General features: G+C 61.9%; 1 pseudogene. It reads left to right on the top strand.

Features of this window, described 5'->3' with window-relative positions:
• Positions 1 to 126: 126 nt before the first annotated feature.
• Positions 127 to 465, top strand: a pseudogene (locus EYW48_RS21455) (hypothetical protein); the annotation flags it as partial.

The following is a 465-nucleotide window of genomic DNA, read 5'->3' on the forward strand; positions in this document are numbered from 1 at the left end:
TCGCTAATCTTCGCGCCTTCTACGACCCGGCAGTCACGGGTCTTTCAGACGAAACGCAGTTTCCACCGCTGTGAAGTACCGAGGATCGGGTGCAAGGTTTCGTTCAGGCATGGCAGGAGGCATTACATGCGTTCATTTCTTTGGCTGCTGATTGGCCTGGCCTGCGCGCCTGCGCTGCTCGCGGCGCCGAGTGCTGAACTGTCGGAGCCGTCCGGTGGCTGGCGTTACCACGGCCTGCTCGATCGCAGTGAAAACCCGCAAGTCGCTTACCCCACGCCGCCGATCGACCGTGGCATTCAGCGCAATCGCACGATGATGCAGGGCCAGCTCAAGGCCATCGGCAATCAGCGCGGGCCGCACACGCTGGCGGTAAACGGCAATCCATTGAATCTGTACACCGACGATGATGGGCGTTTCGCCCGGCCGTATGCGTTCGGCGCCGGCTCCAACAGTGTCGAAGTGCGC

Source organism: Vibrio sp. 1180_3 (assembly GCF_029478545.1).
In the GTDB taxonomy this organism is placed as follows: domain Bacteria; phylum Pseudomonadota; class Gammaproteobacteria; order Enterobacterales; family Vibrionaceae; genus Vibrio; species Vibrio aestuarianus.